Consider the following 26,800-nt stretch of genomic DNA (forward strand, 5'->3'; position numbering starts at 1 on the left):
TTTTATGAATTAACCATCCGCTATAACCATATTATGAAAAATTATCTTAATTTTGAAACTGAGATTAAAGATTTAGAGACAGAATTGGAAAAATTAAAAGATCCCTATAATCAAGAGGGATTGTCAGAAGTAGATACGCAAAAAATTTCAAAAACACAAGTTGAGTTAGATCAAAAATTAAATGATATATATTCAAACCTTGATCCATGGCAAACTACCATGGTTGCAAGACATGAAGACAGACCAAAGTCTAAATTTTTCATAGATAATTTATTCGAAGATTTTATTTCTCTATCTGGAGATCGTTATTATGGTGAAGATAAATCTGTACTTACAGGTTTTGCAAAATTTAATGGTTATTCGGTTTTGGTTATTGGCCAAGAAAAGGGTGAGGATTTAGATAGTAGAATCGAAAGAAATTTTGGGATGATGCGACCTGAGGGTTACAGAAAAACTATTCGATTAATGAATTTAGCAAATAAATTTAAAATTCCAATTATCTCTTTTGTAGATACGCCAGGTGCTTATCCTGGTGTTGGTGCAGAGGAAAGAGGTCAAGCTGAGGCAATAGCAAAATCAATTGAATGTTGCATGGAACTTAAGGTGCCAAGTATCGCAATAATTATAGGTGAAGGTGGTTCAGGTGGTGCGATTGCATTAGCATCTTCTAACAAAGTTATCATGCTAGAAAATGCTATTTATTCAGTTATATCTCCTGAAGGCTGTGCAACTATATTGTGGAGAGATCCAAAAAAAATGCTTGATGCAGCAAAAGCAATGAAACTCTCTGCAAAAGATTTATTAAAATTAAAAGTCATAGATGAAATAATCCCAGAACCATTAGGCGGTGCTCATAGGGATAAAGATCTGATGTTAGATAATGTTAGAGAATCTATTTCTAAAAATTTAGATCAATATAAAGAAATGTCATCAGAAGAAATAATGAATGAAAGAAAAAATAAGTTCTTAAAAATTGGAAGAAATGATGGTTTCATGAATAATGCAGAAGATTTAAGCAATTTGACTATTAAAAAAAATAATTTTGATAATATTTTTAAGTCAAAAAAATTATTATTTGGTATTGGTGCAGGTTTATTATTGATAGCTTTCTTATTTTTTCTTGTTTAAGAATTACAAAGCTCCATGGCAATGTTTAAACTTCTTGCCTGATCCACAAAAGCAAGGTTCATTTCTTCCCATTTTTTTGGTTTGTGGTTTTGGATTTACTCTTTCCTCATTGGAAGATCTTTCTTCTGTTATAACTTTTAAATTCATTAAAATTGTCACGTAGTCTAATTTTAGTTTTTCTAATAAATTTGAAAATAAATCAAAAGCTTCTTTTTTATATTCAACTAAAGGATCTCTTTGACCGTAAGATCTTAATCCAATCACTTGTCTAAGTTGTTCTAAATATTGTATATGTGATTTCCAATTTAAATCTATTGTTTGCAAAAATATTCTTTTTTCGATTTCTTTTGCATGCTGCTCGTTTAGAACTTTAATTCTTTCATTACGTGTCTCATTAAATTTTGAGGATATTTGCTCTTTCAGTTCATTATCTTTTGCAGAAATCAAACTCTCAAGTTCAGTATCATTAAAACTTTTTCCAACAATTTGCCTAACTTTATTGTTAAATTCATTACTTTTTGGATTAGTTAGATTTTGAATTTTTAATTTTATCAAGTCTTCTGATATTTCTTTTAAAAATTCGTCAGAATAATCAAAAATATTTTCACTATTCATTGCGTTTTTTCTTTGAGAAAACACAACATGTCTTTGGTCATTCAAAACATTATCAAATTTGATAAGTGTTTTTCTGATATCAAAATTTCTGGCTTCAACTTTTTGCTGAGCTCTTTCTAATGCTTTGTTGATCCAAGGGTGATCAATACTTTCACCATCTTTTAAACCAAGTTTTTCAAGCATATTATTCATAGATTCTGAGCCAAAAATTCTCATCAAATCATCTTCTAAACTTACATAAAATACAGAACTACCCTCATCTCCTTGTCGTCCAGCTCTTCCTCTTGCTTGATTATCTACTCTTCTAGACTCCATTCTTTCTGTACCAATTACGAATAAGCCACCCAGAGATTTAATTTTTTCTTTATCTATTTTTAACTCATCATCAGGAATAGATCCTTTTTTTCCACCAAGCTGGATGTCAACACCTCTACCAGAAATACTGGTTGTAATTATCAAAGATTTTTCTTTTCCAGCATTTGCAATAATTTCAGCTTCATTTTCATGGTTCTTTGCATTTAAAACTACGTGTTTAACATTTTTTTCATTTAATAATTTAGAATAAATTTCAGATTTGTTGATACTAGATGTGAAAACCAAAATTGGTTGACCAACTTCATGCTTTTCAATAATTTTATTAATTATTGCATCATTTTTTTCTTTTTCAGTTCTGAAGATTAAATCATTATAGTCCTTTCGGATCATTTCTTTATTTGTTGGTATTACAACTACTGAAAGATTATATATCTCAAAAAATTCCTCAGACTCTGTGACTGCAGTACCGGTGCAACCTGATATTTTTTTATATAGTTTAAAATAATTTTGATAGGTAATAGATGCTAAAGTTTGATTTTCAGCTTGTATCTGAATTTTTTCTTTAGCTTCAAGAGCTTGATGAAGTCCATCTCCAAATCTTCTTCCTTCTAAAATTCTACCGGTCAACTCGTCTATGATTTTAAGAACTCCATCTTTTACTATGTAATCTTTTCCTTTTTCAAATAAATGATTTGCACGAAGTGCTTGATTTACGTGGTGAACTAAATGAAGATTTTCTGGGTCATAAAAATTATCATTTTTTAAGATACCCGCATTAGAGAAAAGCTTTTCAACATTATTAATACCCTCGTTTGTTAAAAGTATACTTTTTTCTTTCTCATCTATTTCAAAATCTTTCTTATTTAAAATTTTAATAAGTTTATCTATTGCTAGGTATTGAGCAGTTTTATCTTCTGCAGCTCCAGAAATTACAAGTGGAGTTCTTGCTTCATCAATTAAACAAGAATCTATTTCATCTACAATTGAAAATGCATGAGATCTTTGAACCATCTCTTTTTGAGAAAACTTCATGTTATCTCTTAGATAATCAAATCCTAATTCACTGTTAGTTGCATAAGTAATATCACAATTATAGTTTTTCTTTCTTTCTGGATCATCTTGGTCATTATTAATAAATCCAGATGTAAGACCTAGAAAATTATATATGAGACCCATTTCCATCGAATCTCTTTTTGCTAAGTAATCATTAACAGTTACTATATGGACCCCATCTTCAGAAAGTGCATTTAAATAGGCTGCTAAAGCAATAGTGAGTGTTTTTCCTTCACCCGTTCTCATTTCTGCAATTTTACCTTCGTGAAGAACTACTCCCCCAACAAGCTGAACATCAAAGTGTCTTTCCTGTCTTGTTCTTTTTGCAGCTTCCCTTACTATTGCAAATGCTTCAGGTAGAATTTCGTCTAAACTTTTTCCATTTTTTAATTGATTTTTAAATTCAACTGTTTTTTTTGGAAAGTCTGTATCGCTTAATTTTATGAATTGTTCCTCGTGTGAATTTATTTTTTCTACAATTTTTCCAATTCTATCTAGTTCTTTTTGATTACTAGATTTGATAAATTTTGTAATTAGGTTAAGCGGGTTAAACATTACTATTTGATTTATTCTTTAAATATATTGTTTAATATATGTATTAAACAATTATTTTAAATATCATGGGTATTAATTTAACAAATTTTTTAACCTCAAAATCAAAAAATACCAGAATGATGGATTTCCAGGACCTAGATCATATAGATGGCTTATCTATTTCAGCTCTAAGTGCAGATTTATACAAAACTAAAAGAGATGATTTAGTAATGTTTTACTTTAGAGATGGTGCAAATCATGCCTCCGTCTATACAAAGTCAAAAATTATTTCAGAAAATATTAAATGGAATATAAATCAAAAATCAAAAAAAATTTATTCTCTTATTGTAAATACTAGAAATGCAAATGCTTTCACAGGCAAACAAGGTTACACAAGTCTTGCAAAAATTGCTGATTTAACTTCTGAGCAACTATCAAAAAAACAAAATGAAGATGAAGATTATCCAAAGAAAATTACTTCAAAGGAAATTATTTTTGGATGCACTGGTACAATAGGCGAAACATTTCCATGTGAAAAGATAATAGATCAAATTCCAAACTTGATTAAAAAAATTAAGTATACACAAAACAAATTTCTTTGGATGAAAGCAGCCTTAGGAATAATGACCACTGATACAAAACCAAAACTTGCGATGGAACAATGTAAAATTGGAGATAAAGAGGTAAAAATTTATGGTGTTGCCAAAGGTTCGGGTATGATATTTCCAAATATGGGAACAACTTTGGCATACATATTTACAGATGCCAACTTATCGAATGATATTTTAAGTAAATTATTAAAAAAAAATATTACAAATACATTTAATGCTATCTCGTGTGATGGGGACACTAGCACAAATGACATGGTTAGTATTTTTGCAACAAATAAAGCAAACAATTCAAATATTAAAAGTATTAATGATATAAAACTAAAAAAATTCGACAAAGCATTAAACAATGTTTTGTTAAATTTAGCTAAGAGAGTAGTTTCTGATGGAGAAGGAGCATCAAAATTTGTAACTATAAATGTTAATAAAAGCAAAAGTGAACAAGATGCAAAGATAATTGCTTTCTCAATAGCAAATTCAGCTTTGGTAAAAACAGCTATTGCAGGAGAAGATCCAAACTGGGGACGAATAGTGATGGCAATAGGAAAAGCAGGACCAAAAATAAATTTAAATAAATTAGGTTTGAAATTTGGAAATTATCAAATAATTCAGGATGGAAAATTATACAAGTACTACGATGAAAAATTAGTAGCTGAGTATATGAAAGGTGAAAATATAGACATTAACGTAGATTTGTTTACTGGTCCTAAAAGCTTTACTGCTTTTACTATGGATTTTACAAAAAATTATATTGAGATTAATGCTGATTATAGAAGTTGAATATATTGAAATATAAATTTTGATAACTAATTCTATACTATGATAAAATACAAACTTTTGTGCAACGACTGTGAATTAAAGTTTGATAGTTGGTTTTCTTCATCATCAGAATATGAAAAACTAAAAAAGAAAAAACTTTTAATCTGTCACAACTGTAATTCTGAAAAAGTTGAAAAAACATTAATGGCTCCTCAGCTAATAAATAGAAAAGCTAAAAATGAAGAAAAATTTGATACTCAGAAGTATAAAAAAATTAAAAAAACAATTAAAAATTACCAAAAATTTATAAAAGATAATTTTAAGTACGTTGGGGATAATTTTGCATATGAAGCCAGATCTATTCATTACAATAGTAAGAAACCTACAAAAGGGATATATGGCAAAGCCTCTCAGAAAGACGTTAAAGAGCTCAAAGAAGAGGGTATAGATACTCAATTAATTCCTTGGGTTGATGAAAAAGAAAATTAGTTTTTCTTAAATTCAGCAATATAATTTACTGATAAATCTTTTGAAACATTCCATTCATCCTTCAGAATGTTAAAATTCATTCCATCTATTTTTTTAAGATTTAGATTGTTTTTGATTAGAATATTTTTTAATTCTTCAGGCTTAACAAACTTTTCCCATTCATGGGTACCAATAGGAAGCCATCTCAAAACATATTCTGCACCAACAATTGCAAATATATAAGATTTTAAGGTTTTATTTATAGTTGCAACAAACATTAATCCATTTTTTTTTAAAAGATTAGCACATGATTTTAAAAAAAAATCAACATCCTCAACATGTTCAACAATCTCCATGTTCAAAATTACATCAAATTTTTTTGTAGTTTTTAGTTTTTCAGGCGATGAACATATATAGTTTATTTTTAGATTGTTTTTTTTTGCATGTAGGTTTGCTATGGCAATATTTTTATTTGAAGCATCGATTGCTGTAACATCAGCTCCTAATCTACACATGGGCTCAGATAACAATCCACCTCCACATCCAATATCAAGGACATTTATTCCAGAAAGAGGATATTTTTTATTTTTAAGTTGAAATTCCTTAACTATATTTTCTTTAATATATTTTATTCTTATAGGATTAAATTTATGAAGAGGTTTAAATTTTCCTTCTGGATCCCACCATTCGGCCGCCATATTTGAAAATTTTTCTATTTCTTTTTTATTAATACTGTTCATAATATATAATTAGTTGACATAACAATTAAGATGTACTTTATCAATTTATAATTAAATTATATTAATTCAACTGATCATGAAAACTGTTGTACTAAAATTTGGCGGAACTTCTGTTGGTAGTATCGATAGGATAAAAAAAGTAAGCAAAATTATAGCTACTTATAAAAAGAAAAAAAATAGAGTTTTGGTGATTTCATCTGCAATGAGTGGAGTAACCAATGAGCTCGTAAAAAAATCGAAGCAAATTAGTAATAATTTTAGCAGATCTGAATATGATGCACTTGTATCCACTGGAGAACAAGTTTCATGTGCTTTAATTGCTGGAAGACTTACTCATGATGGTTTTAAATCTAGGTCATGGGTTTCTTGGCAATTACCAATAATTACTGATGGACCTTATTCTGGAGCAAGAATAAATAAGATAGTTACAAAAGAATTAAATAATTATGTGAAACAAGGTGGGATCCCAATTGTTACTGGTTTTCAAGGAATTAATAATGAAAATAGAATTACAACAATAGGAAGAAGTGGTTCTGATGCAACTGCAATAATGTTAGCAAAATTTATTAAAGCTGATGAATGTATTATTTATACAGATGTTGATGGTGTTTATACTACCGATCCAAGACAACATAAAAAAGCAAAGAAAATTAAAAAAATATTTTATGATGAAATGTTAGAAATGGCATCTTTAGGATCAAAAGTGATGCAACCAACATCAGTTCAAGATGCAAAGTTAAATAATATTGATATTAAAGTTAAGTCTTCATTTGTTAATAAACCAGGTACATTAATAACAGGCTCTAAAAAAGCGTTTAGCGATCAAATAATTACCGGGATATCTTCAACTAAAAATGATGCTAAGATCACAATTGTAGGAGTTAAAGATAGACCTGGTGTTGCTGCTTCAGTTTTTAGACCACTATCAAGAAATTTAATTAACGTTGATATGGTTGTACAAAATATTTCTCAAAATGGAAAAGATACTGACTTAACTTTTACAATTAAATCTGATGATCTGAACAAAACTGAGAAATTAATTAAGCAAAATAAATCGATATCTTATAAAAAACTTTCTTTTGATAAAAATCTTTCCAAAGTTTCTATAATTGGAGTTGGGATGATTACTACACCTGGAATTACTTACAGGATGTTTCAAGCTTTAGCTTCAAAACAAATAAATATTTTAGTTATATCAACATCTGAAATTAAAATTTCAGTATTAGTTTCATCAAAAAATGTAAAAAAAGCAATAGCCGCTCTTCATAAAGAATTTAAACTAGATTAAACTTATGAATGTAAGACCATTTAGAAATATAAATCGAAAAAAAACTAAAGTAATTAACGTTGGTGGTATTAAAGTTGGTGGCGACAATCCAATATCAATTCAATCAATGACCAATACTTTGACCACAGATATTTCAGCTACTATAGAACAAATAAATAAAATTCATGAAGAGGGTGCAGACTTAGTTAGAGTTTCCTGTCCAGACGAAGACTCCTCAAAAGCCTTAAAAGAAATTACAAAAAATGTTCAAATACCTGTAATTGCAGATATTCATTTTCATTATAAAAGAGCCATAGAGGCTGCAGAAAATGGAGCGAAGTGTTTAAGAATAAATCCTGGAAATATTGGTGATAAAAATAAAATCCATGAGGTCTTAAGTGCAGCAAAAAATAACGATTGTTCAATTCGGATAGGAGTTAATGCAGGTTCTCTTGAAAAAGATATTCTAGAAAAGTATAAGGAGCCATGCCCTGAAGCATTAGTAGAGAGCGCAAAAAGAAACATTGAAATATTAGAGGATCAAGATTTTTTTAATTTCAAGATAAGTGTTAAGTCCTCTGATGTATTTTTGTCGATTGCAGCTTATAGACAGCTTTCAGATGTTACTGATTATCCTCTTCATCTTGGAATAACTGAGGCTGGAAGTTTTGTATCAGGAAGTGTTAAGTCTTCAATAGGACTAGGTTCATTGCTGTTAGACGGAATAGGTGACACCTTAAGAGTTTCTTTGTCAGATGATCCTGTTAAAGAGGTTAAGATTGGAAATGAAATCCTTAAATCTTTAGGATTACGAAACAGAGGAGTTAAAATAATTTCTTGCCCATCTTGTGCAAGGCAAGCGTTTCAAGTAATTGATACAGTTAAAATTTTAGAGGAAAAATTATCTCATATAAAAACTCCAATTACCCTATCTATAATTGGCTGTGTTGTGAACGGACCTGGTGAGGCTGCTTTAACTGATATTGGAATAACTGGAGGTGGAAAAGGTAACAACATGCTTTATTTATCTGGGGTACAAAGTGAAAAAGTATTAACTAATGATATAGTTAATAAAGTCGTAGCAGAAGTAGAAAAAAAGGCCTCTGAATTAGAAAATTTACAATGATACCAACAAAGACTATTGAAGAATTAATTATAAAACATTCTACACTAGAAAAAGATCTATCATCAGGAAATTTGGATAATAAAGTATTTGCTGAAAAATCAAAAGAATATTCCGATGTTAATGAAATAATTTTAAATGCTAAAAAATACTTATCTTTCGAAAATGAAAAACAAGAATTAGAGAAAATATTAGAGGACAGCTCATCAGATAAAGAATTAAAAAATATGGCTGAGTTAGAACTTGTTGATTTGAAATCTCAACATGAGATCAATGAAAAAAAATTAAAATTATTTCTACTACCAAAAGATGAAGCAGATAAAAAAAATGCAATAATAGAAATAAGGGCTGGAACTGGTGGACTAGAAGCAAGTTTATTTGCTTCAGACCTTTTCAAAATGTATGAAAAAGTAAGTCATAAAAAAAAGTGGTCATTAGAACTTATTTCTATTTCAAGAAGTGATGCTGGGGGTTTAAAAGAGGTAATTGCATCTATTAAAGGTACAAATATATATTCTACATTAAAATATGAGAGTGGTGTGCATAGAGTTCAAAGAGTTCCAGATACCGAAACACAAGGAAGAGTGCATACATCTGCAGCCACAGTTGCTGTTTTACCTGAAGCTGAAGAAGTTGATTTAAAAATCAACGACTCTGACTTAAGAATTGACGTTTTTCGAGCAGGTGGTCCAGGTGGACAATCAGTTAACACAACAGATAGCGCTGTTAGAATAACTCATATACCCACTGGTTTATCAGTTTCTCAACAAGATGAAAAATCACAACACAAAAATAAAGCAAAAGGAATGAAAATCTTAAGAGCAAGATTGTATGAACTTGAAAGATCAAGAATTGATCAAGAAAGATCACAAGATAGAAAAACTAAAATTGGTACTGGAGATAGATCAGAAAGAATTAGAACTTATAATTTTCCACAAGGTAGAGTTACAGATCACAGAATAAATTTAACTTTGCACAAATTAGAAGAATTTCTTGAAGGTGAGGCTTTTGATGAAATGATAGAGTCACTTACACTGCAAGCACAAGAAGAAAGTTTAAGTAATTTAAAATAAATGAATATTCAATCAGCAATAACTCAAGGTGCTCAAATTTTAAAAGATAAATTTTTTTTAAATCCTTATTTGGATTCAGAAATTTTAATGTCAAAAGCAATTAATAAGGATAAAAAATACTTAATACTTAATTCTCTAGAAAAAATAGAAGAAATAAATTTAAATTTGTTTCAAAAACTAATTAATGAAAGGTCCAAAGGTAAGCCAGTTTCTCATTTGACAAATAAAAAGTTATTTTGGAATTCAGAATTTTTTGTAACAGAGGATACTTTAATACCTCGTCCTGATACTGAGCTAATTGTAGAAAATATTTTAAATTTAACAAAAAATAAAAGTAAACTTAGTATTTTAGATATTGGCATAGGATCTGGATGTATACTTTTGTCTATATTAAAAGAGAGAAAAAATTTTTATGGAACGGGAATAGATATAAGCAAAAATTGTTTAAAAATAGCTAATATGAATGCAACTAGTTTAAAAGTACATAATAGACTTAAATTATATAAATCTAATGTTGACAAATTTAGTTTGGGCAAATATGATTTGATAGTTTCTAATCCTCCTTATATTAAAAAGCATATTATAAAATATTTGGATAAAGGAGTTGCTAGGTTTGAACCAAAAATAGCACTAGATGGTGGATTAGATGGTTTATCAGAAATCAGAAAAGTTATTAAAAAATCATCTGAGCTGATTAAAAAAAATGGTAAATTTATTTTAGAGATTGGTTTTGATCAAAAAAATAAAGTAATTAAATTATTAAATAAAGAGGGTTTTTATATAAATAGTGCTCTAAAAGATCTTGCTAATAATGATCGATGCATAATTTGCACAAAAATATAATTATTTAAATCATGGTAACATTTAGGAATAACAGTAATAACAACAATAGAAGAAATAATTTTAGAAGAAACGACAGAAATTTTAAATCTAATGGTGACAGGCAGAAATTTAGTTCAAATTTTTCTAATGGTGATAATTTCAAAAGAAAGTCTCCAGGCAGAAACAATCACAATGCACCAAAATTAATCGAAAAGTACAATGATTTAGCTAGAGAGGCTTTGTCAAATGGTGATAAAATTCTTTCTGAAAATTATCTTCAGCATGCTGATCATTTTACAAGAATACTAAATGAAAGAGAAAGCTTCAAAAAAGAGAGAAATTTAGAGGAGAAATCTGATGAAAATGAAAAAGAAACAAATAAGCCATCAGAAAATATTGATGTTTCTGAAAAAAATTTAAAAGATAATTCTAACTTAGATATTCAAACTGAAACACCAGCAGAGGCTAATTAATTCAAACCTATAATTTTTTCTGATTTAAGAACATCCAGTTTGATTTTGTTGGTTTCAAATAATTTTCTCTCTTTACCTTTTAATATTTTACCTGAAGGAAGTTTTAGTTTTTGAGAATTAACTTTTTTTCCATTTACAATTACTTCGTAATGTAAATGAGGTCCAGTAGACTTACCTGTTGAACCAACGTAGCCAATTGTTTGACCTTGTTTTACTCTTACTCCTGCTTTAATGCCACGAGCAAATTTTGACATGTGAGCATACACTGTTTGATAAGTTGAGTTATGTCTTATTTTTACACAGTTACCACCTCCACCACACCATCCAGCTTTTTTTACAACACCGTCACCAGATGCCATAATAGGCGTTCCTGTGGGTGCTGCAAAATCAGTTCCTCTATGCATTTTATTATATCCATCTATGGGATGTTTTCTCATACCAAAAGATGATGAAAGTCTTGCTCCATTAATTGGAGTTTTCATTAAAGCTTTTTTAACACTCTTACCATTTTTATCATAATGCCCTTCGCTTCCTTCTTTATCAAAATAATAAAGCCCATTATCTTGACCACTTAATTTTAAATTAGCAAAAAGTATATCTCCTGTTTCAATGATTTCATTTTTATCATTAAGGAAAATTTCATACATTATTTGAAACTTATCTTGTTTTCTTACATCTCTTTGAAAGTCTACTTGAAAACCATATATCCTAGCAAATTCAATTATTATATTTGCTGGTATTTTTTCATCTGTTGCAGCTTTGTATAGACTTTGTAAAATTAAATTTTCTCTGTATACTATTTTCTTATTTAATTTAATTGAAATAATTTCATCATTAAAGGTATTACCAGAATTGTCTCTTACTAAAAATATTTTTTGTTTATTTGATATTTGAAAAGTAAATTCACTTATTTGATTATTAGTTTTATCTAGGCTGAACTCAATAATTTGTCTGGTATTTAATTTATTAAGATTAACTTTTTTTTTTAAGGCTTTTTTTATTTCTAATATTTCTTTTTTCTGTACTAGATAATTCTCTAAAATTTTATCAAATGTTTCACCAGATTTTATTTTATGTTTTATTTTTTTGTATTTTGGTTCAAGGTTTTCAACTATGTGTGTAAGTGTTTTTTTAAAGTAAATGTTATCAACTAAATTATTATAGATTTCTAAATTCTCTTTTTTTGTTGAATTCAAATTAGTAGCGATGATAGCAGTAAAAAGAATCAATAAAACTAAGCCAAAAATTTCTAAGTTTTTTTTTGTTTTACTTAATAGAATTTTCAACATTTTATATTTAAGCGAACACAATTATTAGTTTAGACAGTGTTAAAAATCAAAAAAAAGCCCTTAAAATGGCGTGTTTTTATTTAAATATTTATTCTTAAATGCTTGATTTCCATTATTTTTAGCCTATAAGCACTGAACTTTCTCAATAAAATTATTGTTAACACAATAAATTAGTGAGGATTATTGAGCCTTTTTAGCTCAATTAGCTATTTTAAAAGTTAAAATTTAAGAAGAGAAGTGTGGACGGTTAAGGTTACCAAAAATTTGTCGTACACACTTCAATCACATATAAATTTTATTCTTAGAATTTATATGGAAGCTAGTGTGCGCCGTTTTTAAACTTGAGAGTTTGATCATGGCTCAGAACGTACGCTGGCGGCACGCCTAACACATGCAAGTCGAACGAAGTAGCAATACTTAGTGGCAGACGGGTGAGTAACATGTAGGTATCTACCCTTTGGCCTGGAATAACACGAGGAAACTTGTGCTAATACCGGATAAGTCTTAACGGAGAAAGCTTTATGCACCATTGGATGAGCCTGCACTTGATTAGTTTGTTGGTGGGGTAATGGCCTACCAAGACTGTGATCAATAGCTGATTTGAGAGGATGATCAGCCACATTGGGACTGAGACACGGCCCAAACTCCTACGGGAGGCAGCAGTGGGGAATCTTGCACAATGGAGGAAACTCTGATGCAGCGATGCCGCGTGAGTGAAGAAGGCCTTTGGGTTGTAAAGCTCTTTCGTCGGGGAAGAAAATGACTGTACCCGAATAAGAAGGTCCGGCTAACTTCGTGCCAGCAGCCGCGGTAATACGAAGGGACCTAGCGTAGTTCGGAATTACTGGGCTTAAAGAGTTCGTAGGTGGTTGAAAAAGTTAGTGGTGAAATCCCAGAGCTTAACTCTGGAACTGCCATTAAAACTTTTCAGCTAGAGTGTGATAGAGGAAAGCAGAATTTCTAGTGTAGAGGTGAAATTCGTAGATATTAGAAAGAATACCAATTGCGAAGGCAGCTTTCTGGATCATTACTGACACTGAGGAACGAAAGCATGGGTAGCGAAGAGGATTAGATACCCTCGTAGTCCATGCCGTAAACGATGTGTGTTAGACGTTGGAAATTTATTTTCAGTGTCGCAGCGAAAGCGATAAACACACCGCCTGGGGAGTACGACCGCAAGGTTAAAACTCAAATGAATTGACGGGGACCCGCACAAGTAGTGGAGCATGTGGTTTAATTCGAAGATACGCGCAGAACCTTACCAACACTTGACATGTTCGTCGCGACTCTAAGAGATTAGAGTTTTCGGTTCGGCCGGACGAAACACAGGTGCTGCATGGCTGTCGTCAGCTCGTGTCGTGAGATGTTGGGTTAAGTCCCGCAACGAGCGCAACCCTCACTTTTAGTTGCCATCATTTAGTTGGGCACTCTGAAAGAACTGCCAGTGATAAGCTGGAGGAAGGTGGGGATGACGTCAAGTCCTCATGGCCCTTACGTGTTGGGCTACACACGTGCTACAATGGTATCTACAACAGGAAGCAAGGCTGCGAGGTCAAGCAAATCCTTAAAAGATACCTCAGTTCGGATTGCACTCTGCAACTCGAGTGCATGAAGCTGGAATTACTAGTAATCGTGGATCAGCGTGCCACGGTGAATGCGTTCCCGGGTCTTGTACACACCGCCCGTCACACCATGGGAGTTGGTTCTACCTTAAGGCAAGGTTTAAAACCCTTGACCACGGTATAGTCAGCGACTGGGGTGAAGTCGTAACAAGGTAGCCGTAGGGGAACCTGCGGCTGGATTACCTCCTTTCTAAGGATGAATGAAAGTAAAATTTCATTCTAAATAATATACAGGTAATGTTGACCGTCCTCATTTCTCTTCTTAAAGTAGTGTTTCTCTTTGCATAGGGGCCGGTAGCTCAGTTGGTTAGAGCACACCCTTGATAAGGGTGGGGTCGAAAGTTCGAGTCTTTCTCGGCCCACCAAATTTAGATCATGGGGGATTAGCTCAGCTGGGAGAGCGCCTGATTTGCATTCAGGAGGTCAGCGGTTCGATCCCGCTATCCTCCACCAAAACACTTAGTTATAAAAATTTGTAAATAATTAATAATTAATATCAATATCTATATCCGAACATTAGTAATGTAATTAACTAATGTTCAAAATAAAAATTTGATTCAACACAGAATTTTTTTCTGTGCATAAATCAAGCGTTTAAGGGCGTGTAGTGGATGCCTTGGCACTGAAAGCCGATGAAGGACGTGATATACTGCGATAAGTTTCGGGGAGCTGTATGTAAGTTTTGATCCGAAAATTTCCGAATGGGGAAACCCACCACTTTATGTGGTACTTTAAACTGAATACATAGGTTTAAAGAGACAACCTGGAGAACTGAAACATCTAAGTAACCAGAGGAAAAGAAATCAATTGAGATTCCGTTAGTAGTGGCGAGCGAACGCGGACTAGGCCAGTAGTTTTGTTAAAAAAATTTGAATAGTTTGGAAATGCTAACCATAGAGGGTGATAGTCCCGTATGAGTAATGTTTAACAAAATTCTTGAGTAAAGCGGGACACGTGAAATCCTGCTCGAATATAGGGGGACCACCCTCTAAGCCTAAATACTCTTCAGTGACCGATAGTGAACTAGTACCGTGAGGGAAAGGTGAAAAGAACCCCTATTAGGGGAGTGAAATAGAACCTGAAACCGCATGCCTACAATCAGTCGAAGCTCTTTTTAGAGTGACGGCGTACCTTTTGTATAATGGGTCAGTGACTTAATTTATTAAGCAAGCTTAAGCCATCTAGGTGTAGGCGCAGCGAAAGCAAGTCTTAATAGGGCGATTAGTTTAATGAATTAGACCCGAAAACGAATGAGCTTACCATGAGCAGGTTGAAAGTTGGGTAACACCAACCGGAGGACCGAACCAGTTGACGTTGAAAAGTCTTTGGATGACTTGTGGTAAGGGGTGAAAGGCCAACCAAATTCGTAGATAGCTGGTTTTCCGCGAAAACTATTTAGGTAGTGCGTTGAATAAATAGACGTTTAGAGGTAGAGCACTAAATGGGCTAGGGGGAAGAGATTCTTACCAAACCTAATAAAACTCCGAATGCTAAACGTTGTTCTTCAGCAGACAGACTGTGGGTGCTAAGGTCCATGGTCGAGAGGGAAAGAGCCCAGACCACCAGATAAGGTCCCCAAATTATGATTAAGTGTGAAAGGATGTGGAAATTCCTTAACAGCCGGGAGGTTGGCTTAGAAGCAGCCATCCTTTAAAGATAGCGTAACAGCTCACCGGTCTAATAGAGTTTCTGCGCCGAAGATGTAACGGGGCTAAAATCATATACCGAATCTGTGGATTTATAATTTTTTCGAAAGTTATAACTGGTAGCGGAACGTTCTGTAAGCCTGTGAAGGGATACCCGCGAGGGATCCTGGAGGTATCAGAAGTGCGAATGCTGACATAAGTAACGATAAAAGAAGTGAAAAACTTCTTCGCCGAAAATCCAAGGGTTTCTGCGCAAGGTTAATCCGCGCAGAGTTAGTCGGCACCTAAGGCGAGGGCGAAAGCCGTAGTCGATGGAAATAAGGTTAATATTCCTTAACCAGATGGTAGTGACGGATCTTATAAGTTGTGAGCTCTTAATGGATTGAGTTTGCCGCGAAAAGGTTCCAAGAAATAGCTCCATCATTAGACCGTACCCTAAACCGACACAGGTGGATTAATAGAGTATATTTAGGCGCTTGAGAGAATGATGTTGAAGGAACTCGGCAAAATGCTTCCGTAACTTCGGGATAAGGAAGACCTGTTTTTAGGCAACTAGAGATGGGTGGCACAAGCCAGGGAGAAGCGACTGTTTATCAAAAACACAGGGCTCTGCTAACACGTAAGTGGATGTATAGGGTCTGACGCCTGCCCGGTGCTGGAAGGTTAATGCGGTTGGTGCAAGCTAACTTCTGAAGCCCCAGTAAACGGCGGCCGTAACTATAACGGTCCTAAGGTAGCGAAATTCCTTGTCGGGTAAGTTCCGACCTGCATGAATGGCGTAACGATTTCTCCGCTGTCTCCAACATCAACTCAGTGAAATTGAATTCTCCGTGAAGATGCGGAGTTCGCGTAGTTAGACGGAAAGACCCCGTGCACCTTTACTGCAACTTTACATTGGTATTAGGAAAAACATATTTAGTATAGGAGGGAGACATTGAAGCATAGGCGTCAGCTTTTGTGGAGTCAACAGTGAAATACCTCTTTTGTTTTTCTTGGTATCTAACTGACTGCCGTTATCCGGCGTCAAGACATTGTATGGTGGGTAGTTTGACTGGGGCGGTCGCCTCCCAAATAGTAACGGAGGCGTGCGAAGGTAGGCTCAGAACGGTCAGAAATCGTTCGTAGAGTGCAATGGCATAAGCCTGCCTGACTGTGAGACTGACAAGTCGAGCAGAGACGAAAGTCGGTCATAGTGATCCGGTGGTTCTGAGTGGAAGGGCCATCGCTCAACGGATAAAAGGTACGCCGGGGATAACAGGCTGATACTGCCCAAGAGCTCATATCGACGGCAGTGTTTGGCACCTCGATGTCGGCTCATCACATCCTGGGGCTGGAGCAGGTCCCAAGGGTTTGGCTGTTCGCCAATTAAAGTGGTACGTGAGCTGGGTTCAGAACGTCGTGAGACAGTTCGGTCCCTATCTGCTATGCGTGTAGAAGAATTGAGAGGAGTTGACCCTAGTACGAGAGGACCGGGTTGAACATACCACTGGTGGACCGGTTGTAGCGCCAGCTGCAGTGCCGGGTAGCTAAGTATGGACGAGATAACTGCTGAAAGCATCTAAGCGGGAAACTCACCTCAAAACTAGTTCTTCCTATAGAGCCGTGGTAGACCACCACGTTGATAGGCTGGATGTGGAAGCGCAGTAATGCGTGCAGCTGACCAGTACTAATAGCTCAATTGGCTTGATTTATGCACTGAAAAAAATTTTTTTGAAAAAAAATTATTACTTTATGAATAAAAAAAAAATAGTTTTATTTGATTTAGACGGAACATTAATAACACATGATACTCTTAAACTTTTAGTACTTTTTTTGTTTAAAAGAAATACTTTTAAAATTCTTTTTAAAATTCCCTTTTTAGTTTTAATATCCTTTCAACATTTTCTTTATAAAAATTTGGATAATACACACACAAAATCAAAGTTTTTGATTAAATTATTAGAGGGTTACAATAAGAAAGAAATTGAGAGTTTCTCACAGAAATTTGCTAAATATATTTTTTTAAGATTCAAAAACATCTCTGTATATAAAAAATTATTAAAAGCAAAAAAATTTAAATCTGAAATATATATAGTTACAGCTAGCGCAGATTTTTACTGTAAGTTTATTGCCAAGTTACTTGCTGTTAAATTGATATCTACTAGAGTAAATTTAAAAAAAAAAAATTTAGGTAAAATTATAGGAAAAAACTGTTATGGAGTTGAAAAAAAAAAAAGAGTTTTAAAAGAAATAAAAAAATTTAAAAACAAATACTCTATTTTTTACACTGACTCTTCCTCAGATATATCTTTAATGAAAATTTGTAGCGAGTCACTCTTTGTATAAAAACAATACTCATGTTTTTATTTTAATTATTTTTAAAAAATTAATACAAAAATTAATTATAGTTGAATAGCCTTTCTATTTAAATTTGAATATATTTTTTATAAAAACTATTGATATTTTAAAATTTAAGTAAGACATTAAATTGATAATCATTGTACAGAGACATAATTGGTGGCTCAACTCACTAGTATCAATAGCTCAATTAACTTGATTTATGAAATTAAAGAATTTAATAATAATGCACTTTATGAAACATTTAAGCAGATTAAAATTAAATGGTTTTAGCGTAGATAAAATAAATATTGACACTAACTTAAGAAAATTTGCTGAGTATGTTAATCAATTTAATCATAGTAAATTATTCTCAAACTTAAGAGAACAAAGAGGATATTCTAATGATATTTTTGATATATTAAATAAAGATCAAATTGATTATGTAAAAATTTTAGCTGATAAAATTTTGAGTGTAAATTCATGGATGAAATATTTTATGTTTTCTCCAAAAGTCTTGCAAATCCAAGTATTAAAATCTAATTATGATGATAAATCAGCTATTAGTCCTACGCATGCTATGCTATGGCATAGAGATGCTGATGATAATTTTTCTCATGTCAAAGTTTTTATTCCACTTCACAAAATAGATAAAAATAATGGTTTTTTTTCTGTAGCAGATAAAAGAATTTGCAAGATACATGAAAAGTTAAATGATCTAATTTTACAAAAAAAATTAGAATCAGTGAGTGATGACTATGTGAGAGAAGATAGTGTTAGAGTAACAGATGAAGTATTTAGAAAACATTTTTTTAATGAGATATTTGATTTTGAGTCTGACTTAGGTGATATTTTATTTGTTGATACTAACAGATGTTATCATAAGGGTGGACATATAATTAAAAAAAATTTAAATCGTAACATCGTTATCATTACAATTGGTGGCATAACACATAGTTTTAATAAATATTTCAAAGCCAATTATTTTAGCTTTGCAAAGATATTAGCTAAATTTTTAAATTACCTTATAACTCTTAAATTTTATGCGTACGGAGGAAAAAACTCAAAAAAAATTGACTTAAGTTAAATTAATCATTTTCATATATTAATAATACTAATAATATTTTTTAGCAACTCATTCTTTGTAACAATATTTTTGTTTCCTAAATTTTGTCCGTGCATACCCGCATATAAATTTCCTAAAAATGGGACTATTTCATGTTTTGCTTTTACCATAATCAATAAAGAAGACATTATGAAATATGCATCACCACAACCAGTAGTATCCTTTATTGTTTTCACAAACGATGGCGAAAAATTATTTTCTTTTCCTATTAAGAACTTCGCACCTTCTTTACCAAGAGTTATTGATATAGAATTAAAATTTTTTGTCCTTTTTATTAGAAATTTATAATCAAGATTTTTGCTACCTAGGCCCAAAGACCACTCCCTACTGTCAAGACTCACATAATGTGCAGAGTCATACTTAGTAAATAAATTAAACCCTAAATTAATTGAATTAGACTGTACGTTTAAATATTTTTTAATATTCTTTTTATTTAAAAATTCTAAAAATTCATTTTCAAATAATCCAACCCCAAAATCACAGATCACTAAATTTTTTTCTTTTAATTTACTAATTTTAGTTTTTAGCTGATTAATTTCATTTTTTGAAAAGTGATTTTTATCAAAATTAGTTACTTGCAATAATTTTTCTTCTCTATTTGAATTTATAAAACGTGTTTTACACTGAATTTCTTTATTTTTTGAAAAGTTATAAATTTTAACATTTGGATAATTAGAAAATTTTTTTTTAATTTCTACGTGATTTCCGTATGTAAATAAATTTACTTCTTTAACAAATTCTGATGCCATTTTTGCAATCGCTATTACCCCTCCCCCAATACTATCTATTTTTTGTGATAAAATTGATATAGCTGGGTCTTTCGTAGTTACACCCATGATTTTACCAATTTCATATTTATCAATTATAGGTTCTCCAATTAGATTTAGTGTAATTTTAGAAATATTATCAAAATAATTTTTGATCTCTTTCATTGGTATTTTGCTGATATTTTTTAATTGTTTTATTTGAGTTTCGGTCCAACCATAATTCTTGTTAAATAATTTTGTGGAACTCTCCAGTTTTGTTTTTGTATAAAAAATTTTTCCTTTATTTTTTTTTAAAATTCTCAGTTCTTTTTTTAGATTCCCATGATTATCTGCTTTTAGATAATCTTGACCTTTAAAATAATAATTTGGTTTTAAATTACTTAAAACCCTAGCAGCATCTTTTGTGTTATTTATATAAACGTAGTCAATATATTTAATACTATCAATAAGATTTAGTCTTTTTTTATCATCATTGAGAGGTTGTCTTGGACCTTTATTTACAAATTTTTTTGAAGTTATACTTACAACAAGTATATCAACATTTTTTTTAGCTTTTTTGAAATGCTCTATATGGCCATTATGCAAAATATCAAAAACTCCATGACACAAGCCAATTTTTTTTTTTTTATATTTTTTTTTAATTTCTTTAAGAAAACTTTCTTTTTTAATTTCCATTAAAAGTTGGAACCTAAGTATTTAAAATGATCTGTATCATATGGTAAACCAATTTTTTTAAATTTTATTTTTGTAGTAATAGGTTTTCTTTTTGATTTATCAAATATTTTTTGCATTTTCCTCCAATCATATGATTTTGAATCATCAAGATATTGTAAATTAGTTGGTATTTTATCATATGTACTATTTTTATTTTTCTCAGCAATAACTAATATATAATGTATACCATTAAACGTAGTTGAAGATTTGAAATAATTAAAATTCTTCCTCCTTGTAAACTTTGGTTTCCACTCAAATATATCAGTAACATAGTCAAATCTACCTTTGCCAAATTTTCTTTGTGTTAAAAGATAAGTTTTACAATCTGTAAAATTATTAATCGCGTAATATGAATAAAACCATTCTGGACAAAAAAAGTGAAAATGACCAACCAATCCTCTTGCTGCTTCCCAATGTATGATTCTTCCATTGTTTTTAAGCATTCTTGAGGTATTTTGAAGAGCTGTACTTGGGTTATGAATATTGTCTAAACATCCACCTGAAAAAATAAAGTCAAATTTGTTCTCAAATTTTTTTGGAATTCTTAGATTCATATCATGAATATATTTAGCTCCTTCGTAATTGCTTATATCTAAATTGAAATAATTTACTTTAAATGCTTTAGAAATTAGCTCATGATCAGTAATTCTCTTAAATTTACTGTCTTTTTTGGCATGCCTTGTTTGTTTATCTGCGCCAAGTTTTATACTAAATTTTGTATTAGTTAGCTTTTCGCATTCTCCAATAGAAACATTCACAGATTGTTTTCCTAGACTAACGAAATCACCTGAAATTTTTTTATAGTTATTTTCGTGCACCAATGCTTTTATTGTTTGTCTAATGATTCCCATTTATTTCCATTCTTTGTGTGGTTGATTATTGTATTTCATAATATGTTTATATAAAGTTTTGTCTTTAATTACAGTATTCCAATATATTTTAATACCTTTTTCCAAAGATGTTTTCGATTGATATTTGTATTTTTTTAATTTTTTAATTTTAGTATACCAAATTTTATTATCATATTTTTTGTTAAATTTATATATTCTTTGCAGGGATGCTTTTTTCTTAACAGCCTTTTCACAAAATTTTAAAACTTCAAAGTTACTATATTGTTTCCCGCTCCCAACATTAAGTATTTCTCCACAATATTTTATTTTCCATTTTTTAATAAGAGAAATAATTAATCTAGATAAATCATCTATATAATAATAATCATGGTACCCATCATATATTTTTAAACTATCTCCATGTAAAAAATGTCTAAAAATATTAGGTATTATTCTTGATGAATTTTCGTAGGGACCATAAATACTATAAGGTCTTATTATTATAGAAGGTATATTGAATTGTCTTGTAAAACTTTGAACCAGCATTGTTGCAGCAGATTTTGTTCCTTCGTAAATTGTTTGTGGATTTGGAGCATAGGTTTCAATAGCTGGTTTGTTTAATCTACCATATTCTCCTGAGGTACCAAAATGTATTATTTTTGCCTTTGATTTTTCATTTATATATTTTTTTAAAATTTTAAATACTAGATGCGTATTATTTTCAAACATATTTTTTTCATTATAAACATCAGCAGCACAATTGATTATAAAATCAATATTTTTAAAATTAACTTTTTCAATTTTATCTTTTCTACCAATTTCAACTAATTTATATTTTTTAAGATATGGTTTAAAGTTTTTATAAAAAAAACTATTTTTTCCAATAATCAATATTTTTTTTTTATATTTCATTTAAAATATCTTTAATAATTTTTTTTTCATCAATGCCATGTTTTCTTAGGAGGTCATTGTGACTTCCATAACAATTAATAAACTCATCTTTAAGAGAATAATTCAAGATTTTTCCTTTATACTTTTCTTTAAAGGCGTTATTAATAATTATTTCTGATAATCCCCCAATTATTGAATGATCCTCTATAGAAATAATTAATTTATATTTTCTAAAAATTTTTTTTAGGGATTTTATGTCAAATGGTTTGAGTGTATGACAACTATAAATACTGGCTTTCATTTTTTTTTTTATTAATCCATTTCGTACTATGTTTGCTTTTTCAATCATTATACCATGTGTCATTAAACAAATTTTATTACCTTTAAAAATCTGCCTTAATTTTCCAATTTTAAATTTATCGCTATTTTTATCGCTAAAATTTTTTTCTCCAGTTTTTCCAATTCTAAGATAAGTAGGAGATTTTGAATAATTACAACAGTAATCAATACAATGTTTCAATTCGAACGGATCTGCTGGGGAAAGTATTTTTAAATTAGGCACTGATCTTAGAATTCCGATATCTTCCTGTGTTAAATGCGTGCTTCCAAGAGTAGAGTAAATTGTTCCTGATCCCATTCCAACAACTGTTACTGGCAAATTTTGCAGACAAATATCATTTCTAATCATTTCAAATGGTCGATATACTGAAAATGCAGCAATAGTATATGCAAATGGCTTTTTCCCCTCTATTGCTAAACCAGCACAAAGTCCTATCATTGATTGTTCTGCTACACCAACATTGATAAATCTGTCTGGATATTTTTTTCTAAACTTTTCCATGCTACCAGCCGGAGATATATCTGCTGCAACAACAAAAATTTTATTATTTTTTTTTGAGTTTTTTAATATTTCGTCTGAAAAAGTATTTCTCATATCAATTCTTTTATAGCCTTACTGTATTCTTCTATTGTTGGAGATCTGTAATGCCATATTGGAACATTTCTCATAAAACTAATTGGATATCCTTTTATAGTTTTTGCAATTAATGCAAATGGTTTATTTTTTTTTCTTTCAATAATTTTTTGATAAATTTCTTGTGTATCATGTCCATTACATGTTTTTGCATCCCATCCAAATTCTCTGAATTTATTTTCAATTGGGTAAAGATTTGGATGAGATTTGCTCATATTTTCGAGACTTTGAAGATTATTATTATCAACAATTAAAATTACATTTTTTAAATTTAAAGCACCAATAGTTATTGCACTTTCCCAAGTAGAGCCTTCTTGTAATTCACCATCACTAATTAAAACATAAAAAGTTTTTTTATTTTTTATATTTGCATACGCCATACCAGATGCTATGCCCAAACCATGACCAAGAGATCCAGACGATATTTCTATTCCTGGAGTCGAGATTGTAGGGTGCACACCTAGCTTACCTTTTTTTGTACAATATTTATAAAGTTCATTTTTTGAGATAATCTTCTTACTTTGTAATATGATGTACATCATTACCGCTATATGCCCCTTGGATAAAATAAATTTAAAATCTTGCCTCTTTTTATGAAGAATATTGTTTACACAATCCATTATTTCAAGGGATGAAAAAGAACCTCCAATATGTAAAGCTGATACTTTTAAAGATAAATCTAATAATCTCTTTCGATAATCAGAACACCTTTTTTTTGATTGAAGTAATGTACTTTTACTTAGATAATTTTTTTTTCTGCCAGCCACTTAAGATTCCAATTTTTTTTTGAAGGTTTAAAATTTTTAAAGTTATAAATTAAATCATTAATGGCATCATCAGAATTATATAGAGTTTTGAAACCTGATTTAATTAGTTTTGAGGAATCTAATCTATAAGATCTTGGATCATTAGATTTGATAACTTTTAATTTACATGGTATTTTATTTTGAATTTTTTTAGCTAAAGATAAAATACTTTTATTTTCAATACCTAAATTGAATATTCCAGAAATATTTTTTTTAATGAAAAAATCATAACATCTAATCATATCTTTAATGTGAATTAATGGTCTAATTTGCTTTCCTCCAGTCACAATTATTTTCTTTTTAAAATATGCTTGATAACAGAATAAATTTAAAACAACATCTAACCTTAATCTTTTTGAAAACCCACATACAGTAGCTGGTCTAACTGATATAATTTTTATTTGTTTTTTATATGATTCCAAAACTCTTTCACAAATCATCTTGGATTTATTGTAATCAGTAAGTGGAAAAAGATCTAGTTTTTCGGTCACTTTTTTTTCTTTTTTGATTCCATAAATACTTCCTGATGAAGCAAAAATTATTTTTTTTACTTTATTTTGAATTGATTTTGTTAAAATTGAATTTAAAGCCAAGGGGCCAATCTCCCAAGTTTGTCTAGCATCTAATTCACATGTTGGATCATTTGATAGGTAAGCAAGACAAATTACTACATCAATGTTTTTGAAAATTTTTTCATTTATATTTCTAATATCACCTTTTATTTTTAAAACATTTTTATCTAAATAATCACCAAACCAAAAAGTATCAAAACATATAACTTTATATTTGCTGCTTAAATAATTACAAAGTTCAGTTCCAACATACCCTGCGCCACCTAATACTAAAATTTTTTTCATTATAAATTGCTTTGTAAAAATTGATAAATAATCTTAAAATGAAAGTAGTTATGTCAAAATGTATAATTTGTAAAGGCAATTTAAAAATATTACAAAACAAAAGTTTAAAATGCGCTGTCCCGATGGGAACAAAAGTTTTTTTTGTTTCTTTAGGTATTTGTAAAAAATGTGGTCATGTGCAAAAAATAATTGACTCATCTTGGAAGAAAGGAATTCAGAATTTATATGAAAAAAAATATTTTTTCTTAGGTAAACACATTAATTTTAAAAATAATAAAGTTATAAGTCGTGATGATTTTATAGTTAAAAAAATTAAAAAAAAATTACAATTAAAAAAAAGTGGAAATTTTTTAGATATAGGATGTGGAGCTGGAAATTTTTTACAGTCATTCGCAAAATACAATAAAGGTTGGCTTGTAAATGCACAAGATATCAGCTCTATAAATAAAAAATTAATTTTAAAAAAAAAGTTGATTAAAAGATTTTATCAATGTGATATCACTAAAATAAAGGAGAAATTTGACTTAATAAGTGCTAATCATGTTTTAGAACATGTTATAAGCCCAATAAATTTTTTAAATAATATTCATAAAATCTTGAATGAAGACGGATGCGCAATTATTAGAGTTCCTAACTATCAATTCGTTAATTCTGATTTTTCAATTTTAGACCATTGTTCGCATTTTTCTAAACAATCAATTAAAAATTTGATTTATTTATCTAAATTTAGTTATTTTAAGTTTGAAAAAAGTGCAAATGATGCAGAACTATTCATCATTTTGAAAAAAGTTAAAAATAAATCATTTATTTATTCTGGAAAAAAAATAGTAAAAAATTATAAAAAAACTTTATATCTAGTAAATCATTTAATAAAAAAAAATTTGAAATTTGAAAAAAAAATTATTCAAGAAAAGCGAAAACAATTTGGTATTTTTGGAGTTGGAACATCATCATTTTACTTAAATGCTTTATTTAAAAATAGAGTTAAATTTTTTGTTGATGAGGATACCTCTAAAATTAATAAATTTTTTGATGACAAAAAAATTTATTCAACAAAGAATTTTCCAGAAGAAACAAAATTATTTATATACATTAACAACAGTAAAGTATCTAATAGTATTAAAAAAAGAATCTCTAAAATTAATACAAAAAGACGAATTGTATTAGAAAGTTTTAAATAAATTAAATATTATTATAAATATTATAAATATAGCTTGCTTCGTGTTTAATTTTTTTGATATCATCATCATCAAATTCATCAATAGAATGAATTTTATTTAAAAATTTTTTAATTTTAGGATCATTAATTCGAATATTGTAATTTTGAAAATCATAAAATGACATTTCATTTTTTAAATTTAATAATTTATATAACTTATTAATATCTTCATCGAGGTGCTCGTATCTTATAAAAAAATCGCATATAGGAATTTCATTAATACTATAAACATTATTTATTGAAAAAAATAATTTTGCATATTTATTTACTTTTTGTTTTAATGACATGCTATTATCTATATATTTTTGATTGCAGGCGCTTAAAAATTGAGTGACAGGATCCCTTAATATTGAAATTTTTTTATAGTTTTTCCAATTATTTGTTTGATTTTTAAAATATAAATTTTTTTTTAATTCTTTAGCATTAATGTGGGGAGGTAGGTCAAATTGATACTTATATATTGAAAAATTTCTTAATTTCTCTACTGGATTTTTAAATTTAAAAAAAGAATATTTTTTAATGATATTTTTGAAATTAAAAATAATATTATCAAGATTTAAAACTTTTTTACCTAAATTGTATTTTGTGAATTTAGGTGAATATATTTTCTTTATCTCTTCAACTTGATGATCGTAAGTTATTATGTCCGTCGCATCACACCAAGATGATAAGTATAATTCAATTGTACTAGATGCACATTTACGTGGACGAAGAAATATAAATTTTTTTGAATGACATATAATCATAATTACATATATTTAAAAAA

General features: G+C 29.9%; 21 protein-coding genes, 2 tRNA genes and 2 rRNA genes. 15 read left to right on the top strand and 10 right to left on the bottom strand.

All coding sequences use genetic code 11. From position 1 onward, the window contains the following. Positions 1–33 precede the first annotated feature (33 nt). Positions 34–1,128, top strand: coding sequence for an acetyl-CoA carboxylase carboxyltransferase subunit alpha (locus tag ACTTBK_RS07380; protein ID WP_440619412.1), 1,095 nt, complete (start codon positions 34–36; stop codon positions 1,126–1,128). Positions 1,129–1,131: 3 nt separating this feature from the next. On the opposite strand, the gene secA is transcribed toward ACTTBK_RS07380, so the two are convergent. Next, positions 1,132–3,666, bottom strand: coding sequence for a preprotein translocase subunit SecA (secA, locus tag ACTTBK_RS07385; protein ID WP_440619414.1), 2,535 nt, complete (start codon positions 3,664–3,666; stop codon positions 1,132–1,134). A gap of 65 nt (positions 3,667–3,731) precedes the next feature. On the opposite strand from secA, the gene argJ reads away from it, so the two are divergent. Next, entirely contained in the window at positions 3,732–5,033 is a 1,302-nt protein-coding gene (argJ, locus tag ACTTBK_RS07390; protein WP_440619415.1) for a bifunctional glutamate N-acetyltransferase/amino-acid acetyltransferase ArgJ, read from the top strand. Positions 5,034–5,072: 39 nt separating this feature from the next. Continuing rightward, positions 5,073–5,501, top strand: coding sequence for a DUF1178 family protein (locus ACTTBK_RS07395; protein WP_440619417.1), 429 nt, complete (start codon positions 5,073–5,075; stop codon positions 5,499–5,501). Here ACTTBK_RS07395 and ubiG read toward each other — a convergent pair. Then, on the bottom strand, positions 5,498–6,220 hold the full coding sequence (gene ubiG, locus ACTTBK_RS07400; RefSeq protein WP_440619418.1) for a bifunctional 2-polyprenyl-6-hydroxyphenol methylase/3-demethylubiquinol 3-O-methyltransferase UbiG: 723 nt from the start codon (positions 6,218–6,220) through the stop codon (positions 5,498–5,500). The two genes, ACTTBK_RS07395 and ubiG, sit on opposite strands and share 4 nt — an antisense overlap. Before the next feature lie 76 nt (positions 6,221–6,296). Here ubiG and ACTTBK_RS07405 point away from each other — a divergent pair, with 76 nt between their 5' ends. From ACTTBK_RS07405 to ACTTBK_RS07425, 5 genes are read left to right on the top strand one after another with little or no spacing between them, the layout of a single operon-like run. Beyond that, positions 6,297–7,508: an aspartate kinase gene (locus ACTTBK_RS07405; protein WP_440619420.1), complete on the top strand. Its 1,212-nt coding sequence runs from the start codon at positions 6,297–6,299 to the stop codon at positions 7,506–7,508. A 4-nt stretch (positions 7,509–7,512) separates the two neighbouring features. Then, positions 7,513–8,613 carry a flavodoxin-dependent (E)-4-hydroxy-3-methylbut-2-enyl-diphosphate synthase gene (ispG, locus tag ACTTBK_RS07410; RefSeq protein WP_440619421.1) on the top strand — a complete coding sequence of 367 codons (1,101 nt, stop codon included), beginning with the start codon at positions 7,513–7,515 and terminating at the stop codon, positions 8,611–8,613. Then, on the top strand, positions 8,610–9,683 hold the full coding sequence (prfA, locus tag ACTTBK_RS07415) for a peptide chain release factor 1 (protein ID WP_440619422.1): 1,074 nt from the start codon (positions 8,610–8,612) through the stop codon (positions 9,681–9,683). The genes ispG and prfA overlap by 4 nt, the downstream gene beginning before the upstream one ends. Further along, positions 9,684–10,526 (top strand): peptide chain release factor N(5)-glutamine methyltransferase, encoded by an 843-nt coding sequence (gene prmC, locus ACTTBK_RS07420; RefSeq protein WP_440619423.1) that lies wholly within the window; start codon positions 9,684–9,686, stop codon positions 10,524–10,526. 11 nt (positions 10,527–10,537) lie between these two features. Next, a complete protein-coding gene (locus tag ACTTBK_RS07425) occupies positions 10,538–10,978 on the top strand; it encodes a DUF4167 domain-containing protein (protein ID WP_075505996.1) in 441 nt (146 codons plus the stop codon). Here ACTTBK_RS07425 and ACTTBK_RS07430 read toward each other — a convergent pair. Next, positions 10,975–12,267 (bottom strand): peptidoglycan DD-metalloendopeptidase family protein, encoded by a 1,293-nt coding sequence (locus ACTTBK_RS07430; RefSeq protein ID WP_440619424.1) that lies wholly within the window; start codon positions 12,265–12,267, stop codon positions 10,975–10,977. The two genes, ACTTBK_RS07425 and ACTTBK_RS07430, sit on opposite strands and share 4 nt — an antisense overlap. Positions 12,268–12,604: 337 nt before the next feature. On the opposite strand from ACTTBK_RS07430, the gene ACTTBK_RS07435 reads away from it, so the two are divergent. From ACTTBK_RS07435 to ACTTBK_RS07460, 6 genes are all read left to right on the top strand, one after another. After that, a 16S ribosomal RNA gene (locus ACTTBK_RS07435) occupies positions 12,605–14,079 on the top strand. Positions 14,080–14,177: 98 nt separating this feature from the next. Continuing rightward, a tRNA-Ile gene (locus tag ACTTBK_RS07440) sits at positions 14,178–14,254 on the top strand. A 12-nt stretch (positions 14,255–14,266) separates the two neighbouring features. Next, positions 14,267–14,342: transfer RNA gene (locus ACTTBK_RS07445), tRNA-Ala, on the top strand. A gap of 131 nt (positions 14,343–14,473) precedes the next feature. Beyond that, positions 14,474–17,226: ribosomal RNA gene (locus ACTTBK_RS07450) — 23S ribosomal RNA — on the top strand. The 16S and 23S rRNA genes sit together here with 2 tRNA genes alongside, the layout of an rRNA operon. 40 nt (positions 17,227–17,266) lie before the next feature. Further along, a complete protein-coding gene (locus tag ACTTBK_RS07455) occupies positions 17,267–17,860 on the top strand; it encodes an HAD-IB family phosphatase (RefSeq protein ID WP_440619426.1) in 594 nt (197 codons plus the stop codon). A gap of 247 nt (positions 17,861–18,107) precedes the next feature. Further along, positions 18,108–18,938 carry a hypothetical protein gene (locus ACTTBK_RS07460; protein WP_440619428.1) on the top strand — a complete coding sequence of 277 codons (831 nt, stop codon included), beginning with the start codon at positions 18,108–18,110 and terminating at the stop codon, positions 18,936–18,938. An 11-nt stretch (positions 18,939–18,949) separates the two neighbouring features. Here the strand turns inward: ACTTBK_RS07460 and ACTTBK_RS07465 are convergent, their stop codons facing one another. From ACTTBK_RS07465 to ACTTBK_RS07490, 6 genes are read right to left on the bottom strand one after another with little or no spacing between them, the layout of a single operon-like run. Further along, complete coding sequence (locus ACTTBK_RS07465; protein WP_440619429.1) at positions 18,950–20,419, bottom strand: adenylyltransferase/cytidyltransferase family protein; 1,470 nt, start codon at positions 20,417–20,419, stop codon at positions 18,950–18,952. After that, a complete protein-coding gene (locus ACTTBK_RS07470; RefSeq protein WP_440619431.1) occupies positions 20,419–21,309 on the bottom strand; it encodes a methyltransferase domain-containing protein in 891 nt (296 codons plus the stop codon). Before ACTTBK_RS07470 ends, ACTTBK_RS07465 begins: the two co-directional genes overlap by 1 nt. After that, complete coding sequence (locus tag ACTTBK_RS07475) at positions 21,310–22,200, bottom strand: SDR family oxidoreductase (RefSeq protein ID WP_440619433.1); 891 nt, start codon at positions 22,198–22,200, stop codon at positions 21,310–21,312. Next, entirely contained in the window at positions 22,190–23,113 is a 924-nt protein-coding gene (locus ACTTBK_RS07480) for a transketolase family protein (RefSeq protein ID WP_440619434.1), read from the bottom strand. Before ACTTBK_RS07480 ends, ACTTBK_RS07475 begins: the two co-directional genes overlap by 11 nt. Beyond that, on the bottom strand, positions 23,110–23,919 hold the full coding sequence (locus tag ACTTBK_RS07485) for a thiamine pyrophosphate-dependent enzyme (protein WP_440619435.1): 810 nt from the start codon (positions 23,917–23,919) through the stop codon (positions 23,110–23,112). The genes ACTTBK_RS07480 and ACTTBK_RS07485 overlap by 4 nt, the downstream gene beginning before the upstream one ends. Next, positions 23,892–24,815, bottom strand: coding sequence for an SDR family oxidoreductase (locus tag ACTTBK_RS07490; protein WP_440619437.1), 924 nt, complete (start codon positions 24,813–24,815; stop codon positions 23,892–23,894). The genes ACTTBK_RS07485 and ACTTBK_RS07490 overlap by 28 nt, the downstream gene beginning before the upstream one ends. 38 nt (positions 24,816–24,853) lie before the next feature. On the opposite strand from ACTTBK_RS07490, the gene ACTTBK_RS07495 reads away from it, so the two are divergent. Continuing rightward, positions 24,854–25,996, top strand: a complete 1,143-nt coding sequence (locus ACTTBK_RS07495) for a class I SAM-dependent methyltransferase (protein ID WP_440619439.1) — start codon at positions 24,854–24,856, stop codon at positions 25,994–25,996. Between the two features lies 1 nt (position 25,997). Here ACTTBK_RS07495 and ACTTBK_RS07500 read toward each other — a convergent pair whose 3' ends face one another. After that, positions 25,998–26,780: a hypothetical protein gene (locus tag ACTTBK_RS07500; RefSeq protein WP_440619441.1), complete on the bottom strand. Its 783-nt coding sequence runs from the start codon at positions 26,778–26,780 to the stop codon at positions 25,998–26,000. Positions 26,781–26,800: the final 20 nt, after the last annotated feature.

The sequence above is a fragment of the Candidatus Pelagibacter sp. HIMB1493 genome (genome assembly GCF_052047995.1).
Taxonomy (GTDB): Bacteria; Pseudomonadota; Alphaproteobacteria; order Pelagibacterales; family Pelagibacteraceae; genus Pelagibacter.

Excerpts from the sequence above, each read along its gene's own strand:
- ACTTBK_RS07425 (WP_075505996.1), top strand. The coding sequence starts at position 10,538 with ATGGTAACATTTAGGAATAACAGTAATAACAACAATAGAAGAAATAAT.
- ACTTBK_RS07465 (WP_440619429.1), bottom strand. The coding sequence starts at position 20,419 with ATGGAAATTAAAAAAGAAAGTTTTCTTAAAGAAATTAAAAAAAAATAT.
- ubiG (WP_440619418.1), bottom strand. The coding sequence starts at position 6,220 with ATGAACAGTATTAATAAAAAAGAAATAGAAAAATTTTCAAATATGGCG.
- ACTTBK_RS07480 (WP_440619434.1), bottom strand. The coding sequence starts at position 23,113 with ATGAGAAATACTTTTTCAGACGAAATATTAAAAAACTCAAAAAAAAAT.
- ACTTBK_RS07470 (WP_440619431.1), bottom strand. The coding sequence starts at position 21,309 with ATGGGAATCATTAGACAAACAATAAAAGCATTGGTGCACGAAAATAAC.
- ACTTBK_RS07475 (WP_440619433.1), bottom strand. The coding sequence starts at position 22,200 with ATGAAATATAAAAAAAAAATATTGATTATTGGAAAAAATAGTTTTTTT.
- ACTTBK_RS07490 (WP_440619437.1), bottom strand. The coding sequence starts at position 24,815 with ATGAAAAAAATTTTAGTATTAGGTGGCGCAGGGTATGTTGGAACTGAA.
- ACTTBK_RS07405 (WP_440619420.1), top strand. The coding sequence starts at position 6,297 with ATGAAAACTGTTGTACTAAAATTTGGCGGAACTTCTGTTGGTAGTATC.
- prfA (WP_440619422.1), top strand. The coding sequence starts at position 8,610 with ATGATACCAACAAAGACTATTGAAGAATTAATTATAAAACATTCTACA.
- argJ (WP_440619415.1), top strand. The coding sequence starts at position 3,732 with ATGGGTATTAATTTAACAAATTTTTTAACCTCAAAATCAAAAAATACC.
- ACTTBK_RS07395 (WP_440619417.1), top strand. The coding sequence starts at position 5,073 with ATGATAAAATACAAACTTTTGTGCAACGACTGTGAATTAAAGTTTGAT.
- ACTTBK_RS07380 (WP_440619412.1), top strand. The coding sequence starts at position 34 with ATGAAAAATTATCTTAATTTTGAAACTGAGATTAAAGATTTAGAGACA.
- ACTTBK_RS07455 (WP_440619426.1), top strand. The coding sequence starts at position 17,267 with ATGAATAAAAAAAAAATAGTTTTATTTGATTTAGACGGAACATTAATA.
- ACTTBK_RS07430 (WP_440619424.1), bottom strand. The coding sequence starts at position 12,267 with ATGTTGAAAATTCTATTAAGTAAAACAAAAAAAAACTTAGAAATTTTT.
- ACTTBK_RS07500 (WP_440619441.1), bottom strand. The coding sequence starts at position 26,780 with ATGATTATATGTCATTCAAAAAAATTTATATTTCTTCGTCCACGTAAA.
- prmC (WP_440619423.1), top strand. The coding sequence starts at position 9,684 with ATGAATATTCAATCAGCAATAACTCAAGGTGCTCAAATTTTAAAAGAT.
- ACTTBK_RS07495 (WP_440619439.1), top strand. The coding sequence starts at position 24,854 with ATGAAAGTAGTTATGTCAAAATGTATAATTTGTAAAGGCAATTTAAAA.
- ACTTBK_RS07460 (WP_440619428.1), top strand. The coding sequence starts at position 18,108 with ATGAAACATTTAAGCAGATTAAAATTAAATGGTTTTAGCGTAGATAAA.
- ispG (WP_440619421.1), top strand. The coding sequence starts at position 7,513 with ATGAATGTAAGACCATTTAGAAATATAAATCGAAAAAAAACTAAAGTA.
- secA (WP_440619414.1), bottom strand. The coding sequence starts at position 3,666 with ATGTTTAACCCGCTTAACCTAATTACAAAATTTATCAAATCTAGTAAT.